Annotated in this window: 18 protein-coding genes; 7 read left to right on the top strand and 11 right to left on the bottom strand. The window is 63.3% G+C overall.

Annotation, left to right across the window (positions count from 1 at the left end):
- Nucleotides 1-3: 3 nt before the first annotated feature.
- Nucleotides 4-2181 (bottom strand): FUSC family protein, encoded by a 2178-nt coding sequence (locus NY023_RS23195; RefSeq protein WP_024087723.1) that lies wholly within the window; start codon nt 2179-2181, stop codon nt 4-6.
- A complete protein-coding gene (locus tag NY023_RS23200) occupies nt 2178-3707 on the bottom strand; it encodes an efflux transporter outer membrane subunit (protein WP_013974171.1) in 1530 nt (509 codons plus the stop codon). Before NY023_RS23200 ends, NY023_RS23195 begins: the two co-directional genes overlap by 4 nt.
- A gap of 191 nt (nt 3708-3898) precedes the next feature.
- Between NY023_RS23200 and NY023_RS23205 the strand changes: the two genes are divergently transcribed.
- The 3 genes from NY023_RS23205 (at nt 3899) to NY023_RS23215 (ending at nt 6761) form a co-directional block, all read left to right on the top strand.
- Nucleotides 3899-4846, top strand: coding sequence for a LysR family transcriptional regulator (locus NY023_RS23205; protein WP_013974172.1), 948 nt, complete (start codon nt 3899-3901; stop codon nt 4844-4846).
- Nucleotides 4847-5023: 177 nt separating this feature from the next.
- Nucleotides 5024-5998: a 2-hydroxyacid dehydrogenase gene (locus NY023_RS23210; RefSeq protein WP_013974173.1), complete on the top strand. Its 975-nt coding sequence runs from the start codon at nt 5024-5026 to the stop codon at nt 5996-5998.
- Nucleotides 5999-6215: 217 nt separating this feature from the next.
- The gene (locus NY023_RS23215) at nt 6216-6761 is read left to right on the top strand and encodes a hypothetical protein (protein WP_023662765.1); all 546 of its coding nucleotides are present in this window, start codon (nt 6216-6218) and stop codon (nt 6759-6761) included.
- A 124-nt stretch (nt 6762-6885) separates the two neighbouring features.
- On the opposite strand, the gene NY023_RS23220 is transcribed toward NY023_RS23215, so the two are convergent.
- On the bottom strand, nt 6886-7788 hold the full coding sequence (locus NY023_RS23220; RefSeq protein WP_013974174.1) for a DMT family transporter: 903 nt from the start codon (nt 7786-7788) through the stop codon (nt 6886-6888).
- 264 nt (nt 7789-8052) lie between these two features.
- Between NY023_RS23220 and NY023_RS23225 the strand changes: the two genes are divergently transcribed.
- A complete protein-coding gene (locus NY023_RS23225; RefSeq protein WP_013974175.1) occupies nt 8053-8928 on the top strand; it encodes a helix-turn-helix transcriptional regulator in 876 nt (291 codons plus the stop codon).
- Between the two features lie 90 nt (nt 8929-9018).
- Here the strand turns inward: NY023_RS23225 and NY023_RS23230 are convergent, their stop codons facing one another.
- The 6 genes from NY023_RS23230 to NY023_RS23255 all read right to left on the bottom strand — a co-directional run bounded on the left by NY023_RS23230 (nt 9019) and on the right by NY023_RS23255 (nt 15393).
- Entirely contained in the window at nt 9019-11409 is a 2391-nt protein-coding gene (locus tag NY023_RS23230) for a TonB-dependent siderophore receptor (protein WP_013974176.1), read from the bottom strand.
- A 218-nt stretch (nt 11410-11627) separates the two neighbouring features.
- A complete protein-coding gene (locus NY023_RS23235; protein WP_013974177.1) occupies nt 11628-12611 on the bottom strand; it encodes a FecR family protein in 984 nt (327 codons plus the stop codon).
- A complete protein-coding gene (locus NY023_RS23240; RefSeq protein ID WP_015271766.1) occupies nt 12608-13165 on the bottom strand; it encodes an RNA polymerase sigma factor in 558 nt (185 codons plus the stop codon). Before NY023_RS23240 ends, NY023_RS23235 begins: the two co-directional genes overlap by 4 nt.
- A 22-nt stretch (nt 13166-13187) precedes the next feature.
- Nucleotides 13188-13514: a DUF3325 domain-containing protein gene (locus NY023_RS23245; protein ID WP_013974179.1), complete on the bottom strand. Its 327-nt coding sequence runs from the start codon at nt 13512-13514 to the stop codon at nt 13188-13190.
- Complete coding sequence (locus NY023_RS23250; RefSeq protein ID WP_013974180.1) at nt 13514-15091, bottom strand: PepSY-associated TM helix domain-containing protein; 1578 nt, start codon at nt 15089-15091, stop codon at nt 13514-13516. The genes NY023_RS23245 and NY023_RS23250 overlap by 1 nt, the downstream gene beginning before the upstream one ends.
- On the bottom strand, nt 15088-15393 hold the full coding sequence (locus NY023_RS23255) for a DUF3649 domain-containing protein (protein ID WP_013974181.1): 306 nt from the start codon (nt 15391-15393) through the stop codon (nt 15088-15090). Before NY023_RS23255 ends, NY023_RS23250 begins: the two co-directional genes overlap by 4 nt.
- A gap of 232 nt (nt 15394-15625) precedes the next feature.
- Here NY023_RS23255 and NY023_RS23260 point away from each other — a divergent pair, with 232 nt between their 5' ends.
- Together NY023_RS23260 and NY023_RS23265 are read left to right on the top strand one after the other, a co-directional pair.
- Nucleotides 15626-15973 carry an HPF/RaiA family ribosome-associated protein gene (locus NY023_RS23260; protein ID WP_013974182.1) on the top strand — a complete coding sequence of 116 codons (348 nt, stop codon included), beginning with the start codon at nt 15626-15628 and terminating at the stop codon, nt 15971-15973.
- Between the two features lie 121 nt (nt 15974-16094).
- Nucleotides 16095-16385 carry a DUF3509 domain-containing protein gene (locus NY023_RS23265; RefSeq protein ID WP_024087728.1) on the top strand — a complete coding sequence of 97 codons (291 nt, stop codon included), beginning with the start codon at nt 16095-16097 and terminating at the stop codon, nt 16383-16385.
- Between the two features lie 3 nt (nt 16386-16388).
- On the opposite strand, the gene NY023_RS23270 is transcribed toward NY023_RS23265, so the two are convergent.
- Entirely contained in the window at nt 16389-16859 is a 471-nt protein-coding gene (locus NY023_RS23270; protein WP_013974183.1) for a phosphate-starvation-inducible protein PsiE, read from the bottom strand.
- Between the two features lie 500 nt (nt 16860-17359).
- Between NY023_RS23270 and NY023_RS23275 the strand changes: the two genes are divergently transcribed.
- Nucleotides 17360-17623, top strand: a complete 264-nt coding sequence (locus tag NY023_RS23275; protein ID WP_003260692.1) for a YebG family protein — start codon at nt 17360-17362, stop codon at nt 17621-17623.
- Nucleotides 17624-17865: 242 nt separating this feature from the next.
- Here the strand turns inward: NY023_RS23275 and NY023_RS23280 are convergent, their stop codons facing one another.
- A complete protein-coding gene (locus NY023_RS23280; protein WP_013974184.1) occupies nt 17866-18885 on the bottom strand; it encodes a Leu/Phe/Val dehydrogenase in 1020 nt (339 codons plus the stop codon).
- Nucleotides 18886-18919 lie beyond the last annotated feature (34 nt).

The raw sequence follows: 18919 nt of genomic DNA on the forward strand, positions 1-18919 counted from the left end.
GTTTCACGGAGCATCGTGCAGTCCTTTCGCCGGTGCCAACGGCGACTGTGGGTCGAGCAGGGTAGATCGGATGAAGTGCAGGTAGCTTTGCGCGCGGCGCAGCACCGAAGTGTCGAAGTGGCGGGCGAAGGGCTCGTCGGTGGCCTGCACGCGGGCGATGGCGTGGTCCACTGCCACCAGCGCGCGTTCGTGGTTGCTGGCGCTGGGCTGAAGGAACAACCGGGCCAGGGCACGGCCCATCACGCGGATCGCCTGGCGCCAGGGCTGCGACTCGGCGTAGGCCGGGTGCACCGGTGCGCGGGCCTGCTCCTTGCGCAGCTCGATGATGGCATGGCCGATTTCCAGCACGGTGAACATCCAGCCCATCAACTGGCTCTGTACCTGCGGCTTGCCGGCTGCCAGGCCATAGGCCTGGTGCAGCAGGTCACGGGTGCGGCTTTCGAAGGCTGAACCCAGGCCGCGCAGGCGCCCGCTGATGGCGAACAGCACCTGCTCGCGCAGTTCCTGCTCCAGGCGGCTCCACAGCCAGCGGCTGTTGGGCGGCAGGATGATCGCCCCGGCAGCGGCACAGACGAACATGCCGATGACCATGCCGATGTAGTCGTTGATGAAGGTGTACGGGTCATACACGGTGAGGTTGTTCGGCACCGAGCCGATGGCGAAGAACACCAGCAGGCCGATGCCGTAGCCGGCATAGGCCGGCCGTGACGAGAGGAACGCGCCCAGTACGAACACCGGTGCCAGGACCATGCACAGCAGCGGGAAACCGTCGATCCAGGGGAACACAAAGAAGGTTTCGAAGAAGCCGACGAAGGCACCAATCGCCGTGCCGCAGGCCATCTGGAACGACATGCGCTTGGGGTTCGGCGAGGCCGCAGACAGGCCCACGGTGACGGAGGCGATCAGGGTCATCATGGCGCCGCTGGGCCAGTCGCTGAGCAGCCAGTAGCTGCCCAGCAACAACAGCACCGCCGAGGCGCGCACACCGGCGGCCAACGATACCAGCCAGCTGGTCTGCGCCACGTAGGGCTCATCCCACTGCTCGCGTTCGTGCCGGTGCGCTGCCAGCGAGGCATGGGTTTCGGCATAACTGTACATCTCGTCGACGAAGCGGTAGAGCAGCTCGAAGGCAGTATGGAAGTCGAGCAGGTCGGACTCGCTCGGCTCGGTTGCCAGGTACTCGGCGCGCAAGCCGCGCACCTGTGCCTGCAAGCCTTCCTTGTAGGCGGCCAGCTCCAGGGTCAGGCGCAGCGCATCGGCGTCGGTCAGCGCCCGGCCCACGTAAGGCTGCAACAGCTCCACCAGGGTGTTCAGGCCTGGCTCGATGGCGCCGACGATCTGCAGCGGGCCGCGGGCGCGAAGGCGTTCCAGCAAACGGTGCAGGGCATTGAAGCGCGTGGTGATGGCCATGAACTCGCTGTTCATGCGCACCAGGCGACCAGAGCGCCGGCGCATGTGCGGGTCTTCGAAGGCGGTGACGTTGCGCAGGCTCTCGAGGCCCACTGCTTCAGCGACGAAGCGCACGTTGCTGCTCTCGAAGCGGTCCCGCTGGCTTTCGCCGCGCAGGGCCTCGACCACCACCCCGGCGAACACGCCAAAGCGCTGGTACAGGGCGTTGCGCATGGCGGCACTGGCCGACTGCGGCAGGATCGCGGCGCTGACGAAGGTCGACACCAGAATGCCCAGGGCGATTTCCAGCACCCGCCATACCGCCGCCATGAAAGCCTGGTCAGGGTGCTCAAGCACCGGCAGGCCGATCATCGCCGCGGTGTAGCCGGCCAGCACGAAGCCATAAGCGCGGAAGGTGCGGTAGCGCATGGCACCGGCCGAACACAGGCCTACCCACAGGGCCAGGCTGGGCAGGAACAGCTCGGTGTTCTGCGGGAATATGGCGATCAGCGCCACCATCATCGCCGAGCCGGCCAGGGTGCCGAGCACCCGGTAGAAGCTCTTGGCGAACACATGCCCGCTTTGCGGCTGCATGACGATGAACACGGTGATCATCGCCGTGCGCGGTTGCGGCAGCTCCAGGCGCATGGCCAGCCACAGGGTGATGAACGCAGCGGCCAGCACCTTGAAGATGTACACCCAGGTCACCCCGTCGGTGCGCGCCCAGGCAAAGAAGCCCCGGCGCCATTCCAGGCTCTGCAGCCAGCGCACGGGCAAACTGGAAGTGCTCATTCGGCGTTATCCGGCTTCTTGTCGAGAATGGCCAGGGTGGCCGGGGTTTTCGGTGCGGCCTGGCGCTCCTCTTTCGGCACATCCTGACCAGCCTGCAAGCCACCGCCCAGGGCGGTGACCAGCTCGGCATGGGCAATCAGGCGGGCAGCCTGCACCTGCTGTTGCACCTGCTGCTGGCGGAACAGCAAGGTCTGGGCGTTGAGCACGTTGAGGTAGTCGGTAAGGCCACGCTGGAAGGCGACCATGGCAATGTCGTAGGTTTTCTGCGCGGCCGCTACCGACTCGGCGGCGAAGTGCGACTGCTCTTTCATCGACTCACGGCGAATCAGCTGGTCGGAGATGTTCTTCAGCGCACCGACCACGGTCTGGTTGTAGCGCGCCACGGCCACGTCATAGCCCGCCGAGGCCACGCCCAGCTGCGAGCGCAGGCGGCCACCGTCGAAGATCGGCAAGCTGATGGCCGGGCCAACGTTGTAGTTGAACTTGCGCCCGGTGAGGAATTCCAGCGGGCCACCACCGGTTGCCATGAAGCCAAGGCTGCCGACCAGGTCGACGTTGGGGAAGAAGCCGGCGTGGGCGACATCGATGCCCCGCGCCTGGGCGGCTACCTGCCAACGGCTGGCGACCACGTCGGGGCGCTGGCCGACCAGTTCGGCCGGCAGGTTCGACGGCAGCCTCAGCGGCGCGGCCAGGGCCAGGCTCGGGCGCTGCAACTGCGCGCCCTCCCCCGGGCCCTTGCCGGCCAGGGCGGCCAGCTGGTTGCGGGCCAGGGCAATTTCTTCGTCCAGGCTGTCGAGCTGGCGGTGGGTTTCCGGCAACGGTGCTTCGGCCTGGCTGACTTCGAAGTGAGTGCCGATGCCGGCATCCAGGCGGCGCTTGGCCAGGGCCAGGATCTGCTCCTGCTGTTCCAGCTCGGCCTTGACGATATCGCGCTGGGCGAAGTGCAGGCTCAGCTGGATGTAGGCGCGCACCACGTTGTTCTGCAGCTCCAGCTGCGCCTGGCGGGCTTCGGCCACGCTCATGTGCGCCTGGTCCACGGCCTGCTCGCTGGCGTTGCGTTCGCGGCCCCACAGGTCGAGCGCATAGCTGAAGCCAATGGCGGCGTTGTTGTCCCAGGTATTGGCGCCGGACAGCGCGCCCGGGCCATAGAACTGGTCTTCAGGCCAGTTGTGGCGCTTGAGCGTGGCCTGGCCGTTGCCCTGGAGTTTTTCCGCCGACTCGACCACGCCGGCCATGGCCTTGGCTTCGCGCACCCGCGCCGCAGCCATGGCCAGGCTCGGGCTGCCGGCCACGGCCAGGGCAACCCAGCGGTCCAGTTGTGGGTCGCCATAGGCGTGCCACCACTGCTGGTCGGGCCAGTGGGCGTCGGTCGCGGCTTCGCGTATGGCCGCGTCGGTGGTCAGGGTATTGGCTTGCAGCGTCTTGCTTTGCGGGGCAATGCCCCAGGTTCCGATACAGCCGCTCAAGGTGAGGGCAAGGGCACAGGCACTGAACGCATTGAGCGTTCTGATGATGCGACGCGGCACAGCTGCGATTTCCCGAGGAAGAGGTGAAGGGGCCGGGCAATTCTAGGGGGCGGCAGCACTGGCGATAAGCGTGGATTCCTGCGAATCTTTGTTACCAAAACAGCGATAATCCGCCTTTGGTCGAAGGCAACTTTTCATCTCTTTTACGTTACTTCGTGACACAATTTTGTCCTCTACATCGAGAGTGACCCATGGACACCCTGCAAAACATGCGTGCTTTCAGTTGCGTAGCCCAACTCGGCAGCTTTACCGCTGCCGCCGGGCAACTGGATACGACCACCGCGAACGTGTCGCGGGCGGTCTCCAACCTGGAAGCCCATCTGCAAACAAGGCTGCTCAACCGCACCACCCGCCGCATTGCGCTGACCGAAGCCGGCAAGCGCTACCTGATGCGTTGCGAACAGATTCTTACCTATGTCGAAGAAGCCGAAGCCGAGGCCAGCGACGCCCATGCCCGCCCGGCCGGGCAGTTGAAGGTGCACTCGATGACCGGGGTCGGTCAGCACTTCGTGGTCGACGCCATCGCCCGCTACCGCGAATCGCACCCGGACGTGACCTTCGACCTGACCATGGCCAACCGCGTGCCTGACCTGCTCGACGAGGGCTATGACGTGTCCATCGTGCTGGCCACCGAACTGCCCGACTCGGGGTTCGTGTCCCAGCGCCTGGGCATCACCTACAGCATCGTCTGCGCCTCGCCCGCCTACATCGCCCGCCACGGCGTGGCGCACAAGCCTGCCGACCTGCTCAAGCACGCCTGCCTGCGCATGGTCAGCCCGGTGATCCCGTTGGAAAAATGGCTGTTCGACGGGCCGGAAGGCCAGGAAATGGTCAACATCACCAGCTCGCCGTTCATGGTCAATACTGCCGATGCCATGAAGACCGCCATCCGCAGCGGCATGGGCGTGGGCGTGCTGCCAATCTATTCGGCCATCGACGGCCTGCGCGATGGCAGCCTGGTACGGGTGCTGCCCGAGTACCGGCTGCAGGAGCTGAACCTGTACGCCATCTACCCGTCGCGGCAGTACCTGGATGCCAAGATCAAGACCTGGGTCGAGTACCTGCGCAACTCGCTGCCGGAGATTCTGGCAGCCCATGAGGCAGACCTGAAAACCCATCAGGTGATGATTGCCAACTAAAAAGCTGCTGCATTGCGGGGGCGGACAATGGTAGGTTGCTAACCATTGTCAGGCCATTCGCGGGCACGCCCGCTCCCACAGGTAATGCACAGGCCTTCAATCTGTGCGGTACCTGTGGGAGCGGGCGTGCCCGCGAAGAAGCCCCCACCGTCCCACGCCTTGCAGAGAAGTTGCCCGATGAAAAAGACCGTCCTGGCCTTCAGCCGTATCACCCCGGCCATGGCCGAACGCCTGCAGCAAGACTTCAACGTGATCGTGCCGAACCCCAAGCTCGGCGACATCAATGCCCAGTTCAACGAAGCCCTGCCCGAGGCCCATGGCCTGATCGGCGTTGGCCGCAAGCTCGGCCGGGCGCAACTCGAAGGGGCGACCAGGCTGGAGGTGGTATCCAGCGTGTCGGTCGGCTACGACAACTACGACCTGGACTACTTCAACGAACGCGGCATCGCCCTGACCAACACCCCCGACGTGCTGACCGAAAGCACCGCCGACCTGGGCTTTTCGCTGATCATGGGCTGCGCCCGCCGCACCGCCGAGCTGGATGCCTGGACCAAGGCCGGCAACTGGCAAGCTACCGTAGGCCCGGCCCACTTCGGCAGCGATGTGCACGGCAAGACCTTGGGCATCGTCGGCATGGGCAACATCGGTGCCGCCATTGCCCGTCGCGGCCGGTTCGGTTTCAACATGCCGGTGATCTATTCCGGCAACAGTCGCAAGACCGCACTGGAGCAAGAGCTGGGCGCACAGTTCCGCAGCCTGGAGCAACTGCTGGCCGAGGCCGACTTCGTCTGCATCGTTGTGCCGTTGTCCGATGCCACCCGCAAGCTGATCGGTGCGCGTGAGTTGCAACTGATGAAGCCGAGCGCGTTCCTGATCAACATCGCCCGCGGGCCGGTGGTGGACGAGGCGGCGCTGATCGAGGCACTGCAGAACGGCACCATTCGCGGTGCGGGCCTGGATGTGTACGAAAAAGAACCGCTGAGCGATTCGCCGCTGTTCAAGCTGCCCAATGCCCTGACCTTGCCGCACATTGGCTCGGCCACTGCCGAAACCCGCGAGGCCATGGCCAACCGGGCAATCGACAACCTGCGCGCGGCGCTGCTGGGTGAGCGGCCGCGGGACCTGGTGAACCCGCAGGTGTGGAGGAATTGACAGCTTCAGATTCACTTCTTTTCAAAAGTGCCATGTAACCTTTACGGCGCGACCTGTCTAAACACAGTAAGCGCCGCGAACAAAGCTCAAAGTCAAAAATTGCCCCTCTATCAGCGGCAGAAAAGCATCTGAAGCCGCTTTGCAACTGATAAAATTGCCAGTTTCATTTTTTAGCGGACCGATAGAACAATAACGCCTCAAAACATGGAGGCGCATGATGAAAATCACCATCGACACTATCAAGCCAAATTTTCTAATTCTCCCTCTGAGACAAAGCTTCACACTTAAGTCATCCTTGAATACCCCCTTGCGCTGGGAGCTAGAAGGAGAAAAACTGGGAACACTAAAAGAGGAGGGAGCAAATGCTATTTATACTTCCCCAGATGAAATAATTCCCGGAGACTCTGACGATATCCTTTCGCATTTCAAAAAGGACATCGTGACAGCTTTCAAAGATGGGAAGTACTACAGTGCGACCATACTAACAACCAATCTCACTTCGGATTCGTACAAGATTGAACTAGAAGCCTCCAACAATCAGAAACTGCTGCGACTTTACAGAAACAGAAAATTGGAAGGATGGGTAGAAATCCCTCTGGAAAGTACGGAGTGGTATACATTGACCGGTAACGGTCGCGTGGACCCAAAAAATGGCGAGTACTATAGCTCTGGCGACAACCCTTTAACTACAGTCATTCTTGCCAACGACAAGAGTAATGATGACTTTTGGGGGTATTCACTAATCACCGTTGAAGCTGACTAGATATTCTGGCTGCCAGCGTTGATGGCACGAAGTCGCAGGATCTGGAACGATCTTCTATTGGAACCTCCTGCACCGGGCTCTTCTCGACAAGCTCAAGAGGGGGCCGATGCAGACTATGTACGCTTCACTTCGCTACCGCAGCTGCCTCAATGACCCGGCCCTTCGGCTTGCGAAACACCAGCACATTCCCCGCCATCACCGCCACCAGCCCCAACAAGGCCGGCGCTGTCCACTGATACCCCTCGGCCACCGCCGACACATTCAGCGCCACCAACGGGAACAGCACCGTGCAGTACGCTGCCCGCTCCGGCCCCATGCGCCCGACCAGGGTCAGGTAGGCGGTAAAGGCGATCACCGAGCCCGGCACCACCAGGTACAGCAACGAGCCTATGTACCGCACGTTCCACTCCATGCTGAATGGCACACCGCTGACCACGCAGAACACCGCCAGCATCACCGCCCCGTAGACCATGCCCCAGGCATTGGTGGTCATGGGTTTGAGCCCGGCCTTCTGCTGCATGCTCGACAGCATGTTGCCGGCCGAGAAGCACAGCGTGCCGAGCAGGGCCAGGCCAAGGCCGTACAGGGTTTCGCGGCTGGCCGCGTGGTGGGACAGCTCGGGCCAGAACAGCAGCCCCAGGCCAAGTAGCCCCAAGGCGCCGCCGCCGAGCACGTTGCTGGCGATCTTCTGGCCGAAGAAGATCCGCGCGTTGAGTGCGTTCCACAGGGTGGCGGTGGAGAACACCACGGCGATCAGGCCGCTGGCAATCCACTGGCTGGCGCTGAGGAAGCAGATGAAGTTGACACAGAACAGGCACAAGCCCTGGGCCAGGCAGATCTGGTGGCCACGCCGGTTCATTGGCTGCAGGCGGCGGGTGAGCAGCAGGAAGGCGAACAGGATCAGCCCGGCCAGGGCGAAGCGGTAGACGATCGAGACCGGAATGGCGACCACACCCAGTTGGAGTTTCAGGGCGATCCAGGTGGTGCCCCAGATCAGGACGGTTAGCAGGTAGAGTGACAGGTTCATGGCGACGGTTCCTTGGGCCTTTCAAGATCGGTGCCCGGCGCTTCGCGGCCAAAGCCGCTCCCACAAGGACCGCGCTGCTCTCGAGGCTGGCGCGGTCCCTGTAGGAGCGGGCTCACCCGCGAATCGAGGGCGCAGCCCTCGCCGAGGCATTTCAGTGTTCTCCTGTCGAACACCCACGCGCTTGCACAAACTTGCGCATTTGTCCCGCGGGTTGCTGTAAGCCTGCCCAAGGCGCAGTAGGATGGCAGGCAAGAGGAACCGCCCATGACGCCACTCACCCAGCTGCAAGTGTTCAACGCCATGCACGCCTCGCCCCACGCCCGGCTGGAGCTGAGCGCGCACCTGGGCGACGGGCTGGCGGCGGCGTTGTGGAGCAACCGCGACGATGCCCGCGACTACCAGGCACCGAGCCATCACACCCTGTCGTGCTACATCGCCGACGGCACTGGCACCTTTCGCCGCCAGCGCCCCGGCGACAAAGGGGCGCCCGACAAGCTGTGCGTGATGCCAGCCGGACAGGAATCGAACTGGGTGGTCAATGGTGCGATACGCCTGGCGCACCTGTATGTCAGCGAAACGCAGTTCGCCCTGGGCTGCGTGCGCCTGCTCGATCGTGAACCCCGTGAGCTGCAACTGCAGGAAGCGACCTTTCTCGACGACCCGCAGCAAGCCAAGCGCTTTCGCCAGCTGATAACCCTGGACTGGGATGAACCTGGCGAACGCCTGCTGGCCAGCAGCCTGGCGCACGAGATCGTCGACCATGCGCTGCTCAACCAGGTCGGGCTGCGCCAGGGCCTGCGCCTGAAAGGCGGGCTGGCACCGAGCCTGCGCCGGCAACTGGTCGACTACATCGAAGCGCACCTGGACCAGCCCATTACCCTGGGTGAACTGGCCTTGCGCTGCAACCTGTCCGAATACCACTTTGCCCGTATGTTCCGCGCCAGTTTCGGGCTGCCGCCGCACCAGTACCTGCTGGCTCGACGGCTGCATCGGGCCTGCCAGCTGTTGCGGCTGGGGGTGATGCCGCTGGGGGAGATTGCCCTGTTGTGCGGGTTTGCCAGTGCCAGCCATTTCAGCAACCGGTTCCGCCAGGCGGTCGGTGCAACGCCAGGCGAATACCGTACGGCCATTCGCGGCTAAAGCCGCTCCCACAGGGATCGCGCCACCCTCAAGGGCAGTGCAGTACCTGTGGGAGCGGCTTTAGCCGCGAAGAGGCCGGTTCAGGCTGGCCTAGAACTCGAAGGTACTGGACAAGCTCACCTGCCGCGCATCACCAATGGCCACAAAGTACTGGTTCACCGCCGAGCTGTAGTAAACCTTGTCGAACAGGTTCTTCACGTTCAGCTGCAGCAGCACCTTGTGCTCGTCGAGCCTGGTCTCGTAGCTGGCAAAGGCATCGGCCACGGTATAGGACGGCAGGTCGAAGGTGTTGGTCGAGTTACCCGCGCGCTCGCCGACATACCTTGCACCGGCACCGAGACGCAAGCGGTCGCCACCGAACAGGCTGCCATAGTCATACACCGCCGACAGCGAACCACTGTGCCGGGCCACGTTCTGCAGGCGGTTGCCCTGCAGGGCCGGGTCCTTGGTTACCTTGGCATCGGTGTAGGCATAGCTGCCAATCAGGCTCCATCGCTCACTCAGCTGGCCAGTCAGGTCCAGCTCAACGCCCCGTGAACCGACCTCCCCGGCATTGCTGTACACCGTTTCACGAGTACTGGTATCAAAGTTGGAAACCAGTACGTTGCGCTTGGTGATATCGAACAACGCCAGAGTGCCTGTCAGGCGGCCCGGCATGTCGAGCTTGGCGCCCAGTTCCCACGATTTGCCCTCCTCCGGCGCCACCGACGAGTCGAGCACTACATTGCCGACCAGCGGCGCGATAGTCGAGTTGGGCTTGAACGACTCGCTATAGCTGCCATAAAACGACAGTTGGTCATCGACCTTGTAGACGATACCTGCATGCGGCACCCACGCCTGGCCATTGATGTCGGTGTTGGCCTTGAAAGGGCGGCCACGGCCAGCGTACTGGTCGAACTGCTGGAAGCGCGCACCAGCCACCAGGATCCAGTGATCATCCAGGTGCAGCGCGTCCTGCACGAACAACGCGTCGGTGCGCAGCTTGTCGGTCTGGTCGCTGTCACTGGCTTTGACAGTGGTGCCCTCCACTTCCTGCCCGTAGACCGGGTTCATATAGCTGAAGGTGGATTGGGCGGTCTGCCGGATCATGTCACCGCGGAAAATCTTGCGGTCCTCGTGATCAATGCCGAACAGCAGGTCGTTCTGCATCCCGGCCAGTTGCACATTACCGGCCAGGCTCAAGGTGGCGAACTGGTCACGGCTCATGGCGTTGTGGGTGCCGTCGATGCTGCGCGACAGCGTGCCGCTATTTTCATTCACGCCGGTCACCCGCACCTGGCTGGCATCATAGGTTTCGCGGTTGAAGCTGTAGCCGAAGTGCAGCTTCCAGTCATCGGCCAGCTGGTGGTCGACTTCCAGACGGTAAAGGTCGGAGCGCCCTTCCATGTCGTTGAAGGGCTCGTCCAGGCGCCGCGTGGCTGGGATGTCCAGCGGGTGGCCGTTGTTGCCGAACGCCGTGCCACGGTCGAAGGGGTAGAGAAACTCGCGATGCTCGTAGGCCAGCACCACCTGGGTGTCTTCGCCCAGCCAGGCCAGCGACGGCGCTACCAGCGATTCGCGGTGCACGCCGTAGTTGCGCCAGTAGTCCTCATCTTCGTGGTCGACGATCAGCCGATAGGCGAAGTTGCTGTCGCCCAGTGCGCCGGTACTGTCGAACCCGCCACCGCTGCCGTTCTTGCCGCTGCCGTAGGTAGAACCGCGCACGGTCAGGGCGTTGTACTGCTCGATTTGCGGGCGCTTGCTGACCACGTTGATCACCCCGCCCGGGTCCTGGATGCCGTACAGCAGCGAGACCGGGCCCTTGAGCACTTCGACCCGCTCGGTGCTGGCGTTGAGGCTGCGGCCCTGCACGATGGGCATGCCATCGCGCATGATCGAGCCGTCGCGGTTGTCGCCGAAGCCGCGCTTCATCACGGTATCGGAGGTACCACCGAAATTGTTGCCCTGGGTGATGCCGCTGACATTGGCCAGAGCGTCATCAAGGTTGCGTGGGGCCTGGTCACGGATGACCTGGGCCGGTACCACATTGATGGCCTGGGGGATGTCCTGGCTCGGGCCCTGCCCGCGCATGATCGAGGCGGTAGCGGGGGGCTGATAGCTGTAGTCGTCCAGTTGCGAGGTCACGGTGATGGCCTGCAGGTTGAGGGCGCCGGAAGTGTCCACCGCTTCGAGGGTGAGCGTGCGCGAATCGACGCGGCGCCAGGCCAGCCCGGTAGTACCCAGCAGCTGTTGCAGGGCCTGTTCGGCGCTGAACCTGCCGTTCAATGCCGGCGCCTGCACACCTGGCAGTTCCAGGGTGTAGACCACGCTCTGGCCGGTGGTGCGGCTGAAGGCGCTGAGTGCCTGGGCAAGGGGTTGCGCCGGCTGGGCGAAGGTATACGCCTGCTGCTGCTCGGCGGCACAGGCCAGGGGGGCGACAGCGAATGCCGGGAGCGCGGAAAGGCCGAGCCAGAGAGGGACGCAACGCGGGGTGAACTTCATGGACGCTGACCTGTGAGAGGGATATGACTGCGAATGAATCGCACTTCCACTCATTACACGGATGCCACGTCCTGTTACCTCACCCGCTATCTGAAAATATTTTTGCCTGTGCGGGCCTCTTCGCGAGTGAACCCGCTCCCACAGGTACTGCACAGGATTTGAAACTTGCGCCCTTCCTGTGGGAGCGGGTTCACCCGCGAAGAGGCCCGCACAGGCGACTACCGGATCAGGGTCAACCGCCCCAGCACAGTCTGCCGCGAAAAACCCATCACCTTGCCCAGCGAATCCAGCGCCAGCAACGGCTCGGCCACGGGGAAACTGCCACTGACCTTGCGCTGCCCCAACTCATCCTCGAGCAACAGGATGCGCCCCGGGTAGTAGCGCCCCAAGTCTTCGACCACCTGCGCCAGCGGCACCTGGTAGTAATTCAGCCAGCCCTGGCGCCAGGCCAGGCGGTTGTCACTATCCACCGCCAGGGTGTCGCCGACTTGGCCGGCAGCATAGGCCACCTGCTGGTTGGCCGTCAGTTCACGCGCTGCTGCACCCGGCGCCGGGCTCACCGCCACCCGCCCGCTGCTCACAGTGACCTGGGCCCCCTCGACCTGCTCGCGCACTTCGAACTGGGTGCCAAGCACGCGCACCTCGCCACCGGCAGCTTCCACTACGAACGGCGTGCCGGTATGCGTGACCTGGAAAAGCGCCGCGCCATGCAACAACCGCACGCGGCGCTCGCCCTGCACAAAATCGACTGCAATCGCGCTCCCCGCATCCAGCGTCACCTGCGACTGGTCGGCCAAGGTCACCTGGCGAACTTGACCAGCACTGCTGTAGTCGGCCTGCAGGTCCTGCAGCCACAGGGCCGGGTGCCAACCACCGGCAACGCCCACGGCCAGTACCAGGCACGCAGCCACCGCCAGCGCCGCGACCCGCTGCCGCCAGGGGTGCCTGGTCGGTGGCCTGGCCATCGCATCCAGGTAACGTTGCAGGCTTGCCTGTTCTTCAGCGGCCAGGCGCGCCGCCGGGGCGGCGCTGTTCTGCCACAGCGCCTGGGCCTGGGCGTAGGCCTCACGGTGCCCAGGTTCGGCCAGCAGCCAGCGCTTGAACGCCGCGCCCTCGGCTTGCGCAGGCTGCTCGTTGATGCGGCTGAGCCATTGAAGTGCAGCACGGGACTGCGCCTCGGTGATCGGCGGTAAACGGCTCATCGACGGGCACTCCCTGGCCGGCGTGGGGTGGACGCGGGCTCGGCAACACTCGCCTTGCACGCTTCGAGGGCGCGCATCATATGCTTTTCCACCGCACTCTGGGACAGTTGCATGGCCTTGGCGATCTCGCCGTACTTGCAGCCGTGGATACGGTTGAGCAGGAAGATCTGCCGGGTGCGCTCGGGCAAGGCGCGCAAGGCAGCGTCGATGCGCTGCAAGTCGTGATCGACCTCCACGGCCTGTTCCGGGGCCTGGGCCATGGCCGCTTCATCCAGCGGCAACACAGCTTCGGCTGCGCGCTCGCGGCTGCCTTCGCTGCGCAGGTGGTCGATGGCGAGGTTCCCGGCGCAACGCAGCAAGTAGGTATCCAGCGCCTCGACCTTGACCTCAGGGCGACGCCAGAAGCGCAGGAACAGCTCCTGGACCAGGTCCGATGCCGTCGCCCGGCAGCCGACCCGGCGGCTCACCAGGGCTTCCATGCGTGCCCGCTGGGCCTGGAACACCTGGACGAAACGCGCACGTCCGCCGCCGCTTTCGGCATCCGCCTCGATCATGTCGCCCGGTTCGCTCACCTGGTCACTCGGCGAACACGGCCAGCAACGGCCCCAGCACCACGCTGGCGGCGGCCAGGCCCAGCAACAGGCGGGGCTGGTATGGCAGGCCGAACACCCACAGGGTCACCCCGGCCATCATCACTGCGGTCCACTCCACCAAGCCATGGGCCCAGCCCCGCAGGTGCACGCTGAGCACCAGCGACAGCACCAGCAACAGCCAACCGGCACTGCGCAACAGGCGCAACGGCCCGGGGCGCGGCTTGCGCCCGAGCAGGTCGACGAAGTGCTTCTCCATGGCCAGGCACAGGGCAACGAAGCCGGCGTAAGCGATCAGTGCATTACCCAGCATCAGCTCGCCTCCGCCGTCTCAGTGCTTGGCTTCCTTGCCGCACGAGGGGCCCGCATGGCCACAGCCTTCGGGCTGTGTAACATCTTGCCGGCCATCCAGGCCAGGAACAGGCCGGTGCCCAGCGCTGTCAGGTCGAAACCAGCCATGACCCAGTCACCCGCAGGTAGCGAATGGTTCAGGCCCTGGCCGGTGGTCAGGCCGTTAAGCAGCGGCAGCAAGGCGAAGGCCAGCGCGCCCAGTGCCAGTTGCTCGCCCCATGCCCGCCGCCCACTACGCAGCACAGCGTGCACCAGTGACAGGCCCCAGGCGGTGAAGAAGGCGTTGACCTCCCAGTCGGCCCGGCCTTCGACACCCATCGGGATCAGGCGGTTGGCCCAGAAGAAGCCCGCCACGGCCAGCAACAGGCCGCTCATGCTGGCGATATTGAGCACCTCGACCAGGCGTAGTTCACCCGGCAGGCGTTCGCTCCTGGCATGCTTGAGCTGGCGCTTGCCCAGCCACATCACCAGGCCGGTGCCAATCACCGCAGTACCGGCCACGCCAAAGAAGAAGTACAGCCAGCGCAGCCAGGGCCCGGCGAAATTGCCCATGTGCAGGCCGGCAAAGCTGAAGGCGGTCATCATTGCCCCACTCTCCGGTTTGCCCTGGCTCAACAGCACACCGCTGACGCCATCGAAGGTCCAGTTGGCGCTACGCCGGTAAGCCACGTGGTCGGCAGCCGATTGCGTGAAGGTAACGCGGGCATTGCTGTCGCCGGCATTTTCCACCTGGATACGGCCGATACGCGCGCCCGGTTGCAGGTCCTGCACCTTGGCATAGAGGCTCGGCAACGGTACCAGCGGCGCGGCCACATGGGCCGCCTTGGGCGCATTGTTACGGCCGAACAGTTCGTTGAAGTACTTGCCGGTGTCATTGCCGTAGCTGGCCATGATGCCAGCCGGCATCACCATGTACATGAACAACACCAGGCTGCTGTAGCTGATCATCAGGTGGAAGGGCAGCACCAGCACGCCAATGGCGTTGTGCCCGTCCAGCCAGGAGCGCTGGCCCTTGCCTGGGCGGAAAGTGAAGAACTCCTTGAAGATTTTCTTATGGGTGATGATGCCGGTGACCAGCCCCAACAGCATGATGAAGGCGCACAACGTCGATAGCCATCGGCCGAAAGGGTGTGGCATCTGCAACTGGAAGTGGAAGCGGTAGAAGAACTCGCCACCGCGACTGTCGCGTGCCGCCACCGGCTGCCCGGTCTGGGTATCAAGGGTCTTGGTGACGAAACCGCGTGGCCCGCCATTTGGGTCGCGATAACCCACGTTCAAGGCGGCCTCGCGTGCGTTGGGCATACGAATCAGCCAGGTGCCCGAATGCCCTGCATTGTCCTGCAGATAACGCTGGGCCACCTCCAGGCTATGGCTCGGGTCCAGCGCATGGCTTCGTACTTCTGGTTGCGTCCAGTGCGTGATTTCTTCCTTGAAATACGACAGCGTGCCAGTGAGGAAGATGGCGAACAAAAGCCAGCCGAAGATCAGGCCGGTCCAGGTGTGCAGCCAGGCCATGGCCTGGCGGAAGCCTTCTTTCATGGGGTTTTCATCCAGTAAGCCAACCCGCTGATCACCCCCAGCAGCACGCTTGGCGCCAGTACGCCCAGCCAGGCGCGCAAAGCGCTGCGGCAGGCAAAGCACCAGATGAACGCCAGCAGGTAGAAAACGAATGACAGCAGCAGGCCGGTGAGCGTGGCATCGACCCGTGGCAGCGGCGCTACCAGGGAAATGCAGACGCTGGCCACGGACGCCAGCAGGTAGCCACCCAGCAGCGCGGCAAGGCTGCGTGACGTCACGGCCAGGCGATAGCTGAGCGAGAGACCGGCGGTTTTGCGCGTCATGGCGATGGTCCGGGCGTTTTCGGGGCTGCAATAATAATGATTTCAATTCTCATAAGCAAAGGCCACGCGATGAGCCGCCTGCTGCCTTGAATGCAACAAGAAATTTATTTTCAAAAAGGGCTTGAATTCGTTTCGCCGTTGCCTGACCTTAGAGTCAAGAGACGCAGAAATACCAAGGGTCTCAGAGGCCTAGGCGCGTCTCCATGCGAGCAAGCTGAATAAGGATTGAATCATGCAAATCCAGGTCAACAGCAGCAACCATTTCGAAGGCAACGCCCGGCTCGACCAGTGGGTCCGCAGCACAGTGCAGAACTCGCTGGAACGTTACGAAGACGACCTCACCCGCATCGAGGTTCACCTGCGCGACGAGAACGGCGCCAAGCCCGGACCGCATGACAAACGCTGCCAGATGGAGGCTCGCCCCAAAGGCCATCAACCGATTTCCGTGACCCACACCGCCACTTCGCTGGACCAGGCGGTCGATGGTGCCGCCACCAAGCTCAACCACGCGCTGGAACACTTCTACGGCAAACTGCGCAGCAAGCGCGGCGCCCTGGAACTGAGTGACCCAGACGCCTGATCGGCAACGCAAGACGCCCGGCCTGATGCCGGGCGTTTTCGTTTGTATCGATCGATGGCGCTGAACCAACAGGTAATTTCCCCGGTCAACTTCTGCATTCATTCACCGCAGAAGCATGACCATGAACAACCCATTCGAACGAATCAGTGCTGCATTCGCCCCCGAATACCGGGTCAACCTGAGCATTGCAAACCTCGACGGCAGCATCATGCTGACCCTGTCCGACGACGCTGGCGTGGTCGCCAAGCGCCTCATCACCCAGGCCCAGCGCAATGACCCGGTGCGCCTGCAGCGGGTGATCGACAGCATCCGCCTGGGCCTGGCCATCGAGCACAACCAGAACCCCCTTCAGGTGCTGGCCGCGCTGACCCGTGACGCCCGCCACGAGCCGCGCCATTTCATCGCCAACTGAGGGCTACTTGCCCTCCTCCACTTCCTTGCCGCTGGCATCCAGTACCTTGGTCGAGGGGTAGCGGTACGAGGCGTAGCGCACCACCAGGATCGCGAACGCCAGCAACAGGATGCCACCGCACAGGTACAACAGCCCTACGTCTGGCGCCTTGTGGTGCGAGACGTCGCCGATCAGCAGGCGGGTCAGCGCGGTGATGGCCACGTACAGCAGGAAGCGGATCGGCATGTGGTTGGTCTTGAAGTAGATGCCGACCATCGCCCCCAGCTCCAGGTAGATGAACAGCAGCAGGATGTCATCGACACTGACCCCGCCCTTGCCGAGCATGTCGAGGAACGTCATCACCGCCGCATAGGCGGTGATCGCGCCAATGCCGAACAGCGCCAGGTAATGGAATGCCTCGACGCACAGGTTTCCCAGCGAGTCGGCCGAGCCGTGCAGACCCTTTCGCAGCTTTTCTGCCCATTTGATGTTCACGATGTTCCATTCCCCGATACGTCTTGAAGGATGATGCGTCACCGGTGTGACGCTTGTGCCATGCAGTTAAAGGGCCAGGCCCCTGCCTTGGAAGGCGACCGATTGCCGCAAGGCACCTTGAGGCGTGGCAAGTTGCATAAGCTAGAGACGTTGCGGGCTTTGCTTGAGTCGGCACTGGTTCAGGTGCAGATGCCCGCTGAGCCTCGGAGTTTGCACTGAGGTTTGAGTGTTGCGTTGTCTGGGCTGGCCTTTTCGCGGGTAAACCCGCTCCCACAGGATCTCCACAGGCCTTGAGGTAGATGCCGTACCTGTGGGAGCGGGTTCACCCGCGAAAGGGCCCGGATGGCTAAGGCGCTGATGGATGATGTTGAGTTGGGCATGAAGCCGTAAGCCCTCTGCACCACGCTACAATTTCTGCTTGCGAAGCAATCAACATTGCTATTACTGTATATAGATACAGTAAATCGAAACGCAACCAGCAAAAGGCATAGAGGTGATGAATGGCCGTCGAAGTGGTGTACCGCAGCAGCCGCGACCCGGAGCGCTTGTTCATGGATAAGGCCGAAGCAGACCGTCACGACAAGATGCTCGAACTGGCCGAGCGCCTGGCCGAAGTACTGCACAAGGCAGTGCCCTCGCTGAGCGAGAAACAGGTTGAGGAAGCCGGTATCTACATGGCCAAGAACCGCGATGTGTTCGCCCGGGCGTTCAAGAGCCAGCCGGATGCGCTGGCCGAGTTGCTCGAAGCGCCAGCGGCCGAGTAATTACCTGCACTGGCCGCTTCTGCAAGGATTGCGCATGGCTTGAGGTTCAGCGCGGTCAAGGTGGATGGCACGGGCTGCGCCCGTGTTCGCGGGCACGCCCGCTCCCACAAGGACCGCGCAGGTTTTCAGAGTTTTGGGCAGAACAGTTGCTGCTTCAGGTACGGCACAAGCGCTGAGCTCGGGCGCTATCCCTGTGGGAGCGGGCGTGCCCGCGAAGAGGCCAGCAAAGCCGGTATCGCCCCTCAGCCGTAGAGCAACCGCTCTGCCAACATCTGCGCCACCCGCGCCGGCGAGCGCTTCTCTGCCTGTGCATGGCCAAACACTTCGGTCAGCCGTGAAGGTATCCGCGCCAGGTGCGCGGTGATGTTGCCCAGGTCTTCGCCACGATGGGTAAGTGCCACGTAGATCAACCCACCGGCATTGATCACGTAATCGGGCGCATACAGTATCCCGCGCGACTCCAGCTGGTCGGCTACCTGCAAGGTGGTCAGCTGGTTGTTCGCCGCCCCCGCCACGGCCGCACAACGCAACTGCATCACGCTCTGCCCGTTCAACACCGGCCCCACACCGCAAGGGGCAAAGATGTCGCAAGGGGTGCTGATCAACGCATCGTTGGTCACCGGATGGGCATTGAACTGCTCCACCGCCAGCCGCACCCGCCCGGGGTCCAGGTCGCTCACCAGCAGGTCAGCACCCGCCGCATGCAGTTGCTCCGCCAGCGCATAACCGACATTGCCCAGCCCTTGCACCGCAACCCGAAGCCCTTGCAGGTCATCACTGCCAAGGCGGAACGAAGTGGTGGCACGAATGCCGGCAAAAACCCCCATCGCCGCATGCGGGGAGGGGTCACCCGAGGCCGTGGTGCTGGTCACATGCGGTGTGCTCTGGGCAATGCAGTCCATGTCCAGGGTCGAGGTGCCGCTGTCCACGGCGATGATGAAGCGCCCTTGCAAGGTGTCGATGAAGCGGCCGAAGGCCTCGAACAGCGCGGCACGGTTTTCCACATGCGGGTTGCGCATGATCACCGCCTTGCCGCCCCCCAATGGCAGGCCAGCCAGCGCCGCCTTGTAGCTCATACCCTGGGCAAGGCGAATGGCGTCTGTCATGGCGCTTTCATCATCGGCATAAGGCAGGTAGCGGCAACCGCCCATGGCGGGGCCCAACTGCTCGCTGTGGATCACCACCACAGCCTTCAGGCCGGTAGGCGGATCGGTGAACAAGTGCAGCGACTGGGTACGGGTGCTTTGCATCAGCGCGAACATCGACAGGCTCCCCTACGAGGTGCTCTTTCCAGTA

Source organism: Pseudomonas sp. NBB (assembly GCF_032701105.1).
In the GTDB taxonomy this organism is placed as follows: domain Bacteria; phylum Pseudomonadota; class Gammaproteobacteria; order Pseudomonadales; family Pseudomonadaceae; genus Aquipseudomonas; species Aquipseudomonas asiatica.